The organism is Pseudomonas sp. HMWF006, assembly GCF_003061205.1.
Lineage (GTDB): Bacteria > Pseudomonadota > Gammaproteobacteria > Pseudomonadales > Pseudomonadaceae > Aquipseudomonas > Aquipseudomonas monsensis.
The window spans coordinates 1-7,030 of record NZ_QAIU01000207.1 but is presented as its reverse complement, the minus strand read 5'-3'; the positions used below and the strand labels follow the sequence as shown (position 1 = coordinate 7,030).

At 61.4% G+C, this 7,030-nt stretch carries 4 protein-coding genes; 2 read left to right on the top strand and 2 right to left on the bottom strand.

From position 1 onward, the window contains the following. Together DBR24_RS08185 and DBR24_RS08180 are read left to right on the top strand one after the other, a co-directional pair. The coding region (locus tag DBR24_RS08185) for an autotransporter outer membrane beta-barrel domain-containing protein (protein WP_128614468.1) at nt 1-1,404 on the top strand (1,404 nt) is incomplete at its 5' end. Nucleotides 1,405-1,839: 435 nt separating this feature from the next. Beyond that, nucleotides 1,840-3,852, top strand: coding sequence for an autotransporter domain-containing protein (locus tag DBR24_RS08180; RefSeq protein ID WP_128614467.1), 2,013 nt, complete (start codon nt 1,840-1,842; stop codon nt 3,850-3,852). Nucleotides 3,853-4,023: 171 nt separating this feature from the next. On the opposite strand, the gene oadA is transcribed toward DBR24_RS08180, so the two are convergent. Continuing rightward, on the bottom strand, nt 4,024-5,832 hold the full coding sequence (gene oadA, locus DBR24_RS08175) for a sodium-extruding oxaloacetate decarboxylase subunit alpha (RefSeq protein WP_123469993.1): 1,809 nt from the start codon (nt 5,830-5,832) through the stop codon (nt 4,024-4,026). 97 nt (nt 5,833-5,929) lie between these two features. Beyond that, on the bottom strand, nt 5,930-7,030 hold a 1,101-nt coding region (locus tag DBR24_RS08170), incomplete at its 5' end, for an ATP-grasp domain-containing protein (RefSeq protein WP_128614466.1).

Genomic DNA, 7,030 nt, shown 5'->3' with positions numbered 1-7,030 from the left:
GGTGCCGCTGCCGGGATTGACCGCCAGTGTTGCACCGTTCAGGTCGGCGGCACGGCCAACCTGAACGGTGCAACACTGGCGGTCAATCCCGGCAGCGGCACCTGGCCGTGGCAGAATCATTACACCGTGCTGCAAGCGGCGCAGGTCAACGGCCGTTTCGGCCAGGTCACCAGCGACTATGCGTTCCTGACGCCGACCCTCGCCTACACGCCGACGCAGGTCGATCTGACGTACACCCGCAACGACGTGGCATTCAGCGAATTCGCCGCCACCGGCAACGGCCGCAACGCCGCCAACAGCCTGGCCTCGCTGGGCACGCAAACGGCGCTGTACAACGCCTTGCTCAACACCACGCAAAGCACCGCCAGCGCGGCCGTCGAGCAACTGGCCGGCGCCAGCAACGCCAACCTGACCAGCGCCACACTTGGCGCCAGCAGTCAGGTCGGCAACAGCATGCTCTCGGCACTGCAGCAGATGGGCGGCAGCCCGGGACTGCTGGTCGGCCTCGATCAACGCGACACGCCGGTGCTGGCGGCCAACGGCGTGCCGTCCGAGGCGCGCAACCTGAATGACCCGAACGCTCGCGGCCGACTCTGGCTGCAAGGCATCGGTGGCTACGGCAAGCTTGACGGCGAACAGGGCAGCAGTGGTCTCGAACAACGCACCAAGGGCAGCGTGCTCGGCGCCGACTGGTCGCTGAATCCGGCGTGGCGCCTGGGTGTACTGGGCGGTTATTCGAAAACCGATCTGGACGCGACCGGCGTCGACGGCAACGTCGAGAGCTGGCACGCCGGTGTATATGCATTGCATCAAAATGGCCCGATGTCGCTGCGTCTGGGGGCGGCCTACAGCGGCCATCAGGGCGAAAGCAAACGCACCATCGCCTTCAACGGTTTCAGCGACCGGCCCAAAGGCGACTACGACGCCGACAGCCAGCAAGCCTTCGCCGAACTCGGTTACGCCATGGGCAGCGGTCGCCTCAGCGCCGAACCGTATGCCAGCCTCGGCTACCAGCGCTACCACCGCGACAGCTACAAGGAAAAGGGCGGCGCCGCCGCGCTGCAGGTCGACAGCCAGAGCCAGGACAACTTCAGCAGCAGCCTCGGTCTGCGTCTGGCGCACCTGAGCAGCCTGGACAATGGCATGAGCGTGACCCCACGCATGGCTCTCGGCTGGAAGCACACGTACGGCGATGTCAGCAGTTCGACGCGTCAGGCGTTCGTGACCGGCGGCACTGCGTTTAATGTCGATGGCAGCGCACTGGATCGCGACAGCCTGCTGCTCGAAGCCGGCCTCGACGTGGGCGTCTCTGCGCGGCATACGCTGGGGCTGGGGTACAGCGGCGAGTTGGGCAACAACAGTCGCAACCACGGTTTGATCGGGCAGTGGCAAATGAGTTTTTGATATTTGCTAGCAGGCGTCGTCCCGTTTACTTGTAGGAAAAGGGATCAGCAGAACCGCGTAAAAACAACGGTTCCGACTCAGGCGGTGAATTTCTACAGAATGATCCGATGTCCCCTGCAATTCCGTGGGAAGCAGCCGACATCGAAGTTTGCGGTATCTCCCTAGAGTTTGGCCTCCTGTCAAAAGAGGCCGTACTTGATGCCCGTTCAACACACATTCAAACCGAAACATCTGGCGTTAGCGATTGCACTGACCGTTTGCTGCGTGGAGAGCTCCGTCGCTCAACAGGCAGAAGAACCTGTTGTCACCGCTGCAGAAGGAACCAAAACACGTAAAAGGCTCCCCAAAAAGGTTGCCCCCGCCCTGCCTGATGCAGCCATCGAGCAACCGGAGCCCTTCGTCGATCTCTTTGAGATTCCGGATTTTATCGGCCCGATGGAGCATACCCGTCCAGCCATCAATGAGCCGCGTGAAGACGCGATAACGCGATTGCCAGTGGTCGAAGCGGCCAAAGCGGTTGTCGAGTTCGATGACGCCTTCTATGAGTTTCTCGAATTCCCCGAGCCTGAGACTGGAGAAACAGAGATAGCAGAGCTGGATGAAGATTCGTTCGACGAATTTCAGAATGCCTACACCACTCAGATCTCGTTTATCTCGCAAGCACTTGAAAACGTTGACGGCGTTTCGTTGCAACTCGGTGAGGCGGACGACTTGCTTGTTATCAACAACGGCGCCCGATGGGAGGGCCGGCTCGACGGCGGCGCAGGCAAGAACGGATTACTGCTGAACGCTTCCGAAGGCGGAGAGATCGGGGCAACCGCAAATTTTGCCGGTCTACGTGTCGCGCGAGGGAAATGGCAATTGCACGATGAGTTCCAGGGATCGGCCGAGGTCCAGGCCGGTGCCAGCCTGATGAACAACGGCTCGATTGAAGGCGATGCCTATGTCGACGAATCCGCCGTGTACGGCGGGAACGGCAAAGTCTCCAACTTATATGTCCAAGGCGCACTGGTCGCCAATACCGAAATCGGTTCGCCAATCGTCAAAGGCAACCTGGAATTCACCGAAACCGCGACTTACTCCTACGGAGTGACGGCTGACCAGTTTTCGACCCCCGTACTGGTAGAAGGCACAGCAACGCTGGCAAATGCCAGCGTTCAGGTTTTTGCCGCCCCCGGCGACTACGCCAACAGTGCCACTCACCCAATTCTGTTTGCAGGAAAAATCGAAGGCGAATTCGGCCGGGTCAGCACTAACCTGGCCTTCCTGACGCCAACGCTTTCGTACACTGACACTGCCGTAGCGTTAACGTACAAACGCAACGATCTGGCACTCGAACGACTGGCGGAGTCCGCCAGTGGCCAGGCGTTGGCGCGCAGCGTTGATACGCCGATGACGGCAACCCTCAACACCGCCGTGCAAGCGCTCGTGAGTAGCACCCGCGCGTCCGCCCCGATCGCCATTGAACAGCTCGCCGGCAGCAGCAACGCCAACCTCGCCAAGGCGACACTCAGCAGCCTCACTCCCGTGAGCAAAAGCATGCTCTCGGCCATGCACCAGCTGAACACCCGCTCGGGCACAACCCATGGCTCCGCCAGTTCGCCGCGCCAGGCCGCTGGCGCGGCTGATACCGGCAGAGTCTGGGTTCAGGCGCTCGGCCATGGCGGCAAGGTTGATCATGACGCTGACAGCGCCCTGAAGCACGCGACCCAAGGCCTGGTCATCGGTGCTGACTGGCGTCTCGATGAGCAATGGCACGTCGGACTGATCGGCGGGAAATCCCAGACAAAACTCGACGCCCGTCAATACGACGGCGACCTCGACAGCTGGCACCTCGGTGCTTATGCCGTGCGTCAGGACGGACCGATGGCTCTGCGCCTGGGCGCCACCTACGCAAGCCATGCCGGCAGCAGCAAACGACGCGTGGCGTTCAATGATTTCAGTGATCGCCTCAAAGGCGCCTACGACGTCAATACCCAGCAAGCCTTTGCCGAACTGGGTTTCAATCTTGGCCGCAACAACGTGACGCTCGAGCCGTTCGCCGGCCTCGGTTTTCAACGCTACCAACGCGACAGCTATAGCGAAAAGGGTGGCGATGCGGCGCTGAGAGTCTTCGGCCAGACGCGCGCCAACCTCAGTAGCACCTTCGGGGTTCGCGTTGCCAAAACCAGCTTCCTCGACAACGGCATGCGTCTGACACCGCGCCTGAGCACCGGCTGGAAACACACCTTTGGCGAGATCGAAAACGATACCCGCCAACAACTGGTCAAGGGCGGCAAACGTTTTGATATTGCCGGTGCGGCGCTGGATCGTAACAGCCTGTCCGTGGATGCCGGCCTCGACCTCGGACTTTCCGCCAACCACACGCTGGGCGTAGGCGTCACCGGTGAAATGGGTACCGACAGCCGCACTCACGGCGTCGTCGGTCAATGGCGTATGGCGTTCTAAAACTCGATCGGTAGTGCTGCCACAGGCTGCGGTCTTTTAATCTGGTTTAAAAAATCAAAGTCAAAGGTTTGCAGTCTGCGGCCGCCCTACAGGTGAGCGTTGTGTTCAGGCAAAAAAAAGGGGAGCACCATGCCCCCCCGAGGTTTAAAGCGTTTGATCGTGGCCGTTATCTCAGCCTTCGATCTCGATCAGGATTTCGCCCGGGTTGACGCGGTCGCCCTTGGCAACATGGATGGCGGTCACCTTGCCGGCAACGGCGGCCTGCACCTCGGTCTCCATCTTCATCGCTTCGGTGATCAGTACGGCCTGGCCGGCCTTGACGGTGTCGCCTTCCTTGACCAGTACATCGACGATGTTGCCCGGCATGGTGGTGCTGACGTGGCCCGGGGCCGACGCCTGCTTGCGTTTGCTGCTGCCACCGCTGACGAATTCGTTGAGCGGTTCGAACACCACTTCTTCCGGCATGCCGTCGATGGACAGGTAGAAGTGACGCTTGCCTTCGGCCTTCACCCCAACACCGGTGATGTCGACGCGGTAAGTCTCGCCGTGGACGTCGATGACGAACTCGGTCGGCACGCCTTCGCCGCCAGCCTTCGCCACACCACCGGCCTCAGGAATCGGCAACAGCACTTCCGGAACGAGGGTGCCGGCGGCACGCTCTTCGAGGAACTTGCGCCCGATGTCCGGGAACATGGCGAAAGTCAGCACGTCTTCTTCGGACTTCGCCAGCGCGCCGATGTCGGCCCGCAGCTTGGTCATTTCCGGCTTGAGCAGATCGGCCGGACGTACGTCGATCACCTCCTCACTGCCGATGGCCTGACGACGCAGCTGTTCGTTGACCACGCCCGGCGCCTTGCCGTAGCCGCCTTGCAGGTAAAGCTTCACTTCGTTGGTGATGGTCTTGTAGCGCTCGCCGGCCAACACGTTGAAGAAGGCCTGGGTGCCGACGATCTGCGAGGTCGGGGTCACCAGCGGCGGGAAGCCGAGGTCTTCACGCACCCGCGGGATTTCCGCCAGCACTTCGGCCATGCGGTTGAGAGCACCCTGCTCTTTCAACTGGTTGGCGAGGTTGGAGATCATCCCGCCCGGCACCTGGTTGACTTGCACGCGAGTATCGACAGCGGTGAATTCACTTTCGAACTGGTGGTACTTCTTGCGCACGGCGTAGAAGTACAGGCCGATCTCTTGCAGCAATTCGAGGTTCAGACCGGTGTCGTACTCGGTGCCCTTGAGCGCAGCAACCATTGACTCGGTGCCTGGGTGGCTGGTGCCCGAGGCAAAGCTGGAAATCGCGGTGTCGATGTGGTCGGCGCCGTTTTCGATGGCCTTGAGCTGGCACATTGCGGCGAGGCCGGCCGTGTCGTGGGAGTGGATGAACACCGGCAGCGACTGCTCGGCTTTCAACGCGCGGACCAGTTCGCCGGTGGCGTACGGCGTCAGCAGGCCGGCCATGTCCTTGATTGCCACCGAGTCGCAACCCATGGCTTCCATCTGCTTGGCTTGCGCCACGAACGCGTCGATGGTGTGCACCGGGCTGGTGGTGTAGGCGATGGTGCCTTGCGCATGTTTGCCGGCAGCCTTCACCGCCTCGATCGCCACGCGCAGGTTACGCACGTCGTTCATCGCATCGAAGATGCGGAACACGTCGATGCCATTGACCGCGGCCTTGGCGACGAAGGCTTTGACCACATCGTCGCTGTAGTGGCGGTAGCCCAGCAGGTTCTGCCCGCGCAGAAGCATTTGCAGACGGGTATTGGGCAGCGCGGAGCGCAGTTGGCGCAGGCGTTCCCACGGGTCTTCTTTCAGAAAACGTACGCAGGCGTCGAACGTCGCACCGCCCCAGCATTCCAGCGACCAGTAGCCGACTTTGTCGAGCTTGTCGCAGATCGGCAGCATGTCTTCAGTGCGCATGCGGGTGGCGAGCAGCGATTGGTGAGCGTCGCGCAGGATGGTGTCGGTAACGAAGATCTTCTTAGTCATTGGTATCTCCTCATAGCGGCAAGCTTCAAGCTACGAGCTGCAAGAAAAAGCCGAGTCGCTCTCACTTGAAGCTTGTCGCTGCAGCTCGCAGCTGCATTTATAGGCCTGCGTGGGCGGCGATGGCGGCGGCGATGGCCAGGGCCAGCTCTTCGGGTTTGCGCTTGATCGAGTAGTTGGTCAGTTCAGGATGGCTTTCAACGAAGCTGGTATTGAACTGGCCGCTACGGAATTCCGGATTGCGCAGGATTTCCTGGTAATACGCGGCGGTGGTCTTCACCCCTTGCAGACGCATGTCGTCGAGGGCGCGCAGGCCACGGTCCATCGCCTCTTCCCAGGTCAGCGCCCAGACCACCAGTTTCAGGCACATCGAGTCGTAGAACGGCGGAATGGTGTAGCCGGTGTAGATCGCCGTGTCGGTGCGCACGCCGGGGCCGCCGGGAGCGTAGTAGCGAGTGATCTTGCCGAAGCTCGGCAGGAAGTTGTTCTTCGGGTCTTCGGCGTTGATCCGGAACTGCAGCGCGAAGCCACGGTGCTGGATGTCTTCCTGCTTCACTGACAGCGGCAGGCCGGAGGCGATGCGGATCTGCTCACGAACGATGTCGATCCCGGTGATTTCTTCGGTGATGGTGTGTTCCACCTGCACCCGGGTGTTCATCTCCATGAAGTACACCTCGCCCTCGGCGAGCAGGAACTCCACGGTGCCGGCGTTCTCGTAGCCCACAGCCTTGGCTGCGCGCACCGACAGGTCGCCGATGTAGGCGCGCTGTTCCGGGGTCAGTTGCGGGCTCGGGGCGATCTCGATCAGCTTCTGGTTGCGGCGCTGGATCGAGCAGTCACGCTCGAACAGGTGCACGACGTTGCCGAAGCTGTCGCCGAGGATCTGCGCTTCGATGTGCTTCGGATTAACGATGCATTTTTCCAGGAACACTTCCGCCGAACCGAAGGCCTTGGTCGCTTCGGAAATCACCCGAGGGAAATTCTGTTCGAGTTCTTCGCGGCTGTTGCAGCGACGGATGCCGCGCCCGCCACCACCGGAGGTGGCCTTGAGCATGACCGGGTAACCGATGCGGTCGCCCTCGGCCAAGGCTTCATTGATGTCGGCCACGTTGCCTTCGGTGCCCGGGGTGACCGGTACGCCGGCCTTGATCATGCTGCGCCGGGCTTCGGTCTTGTCGCCCATGCGGCGAATGACTTCTGC

Bases quoted from the DNA above. Each gene is read 5' to 3' on its own strand.
- DBR24_RS08180 (WP_128614467.1), top strand. From the start codon at position 1,840: ATGGAGCATACCCGTCCAGCCATCAATGAGCCGCGTGAAGACGCGATA.
- oadA (WP_123469993.1), bottom strand. From the start codon at position 5,832: ATGACTAAGAAGATCTTCGTTACCGACACCATCCTGCGCGACGCTCAC.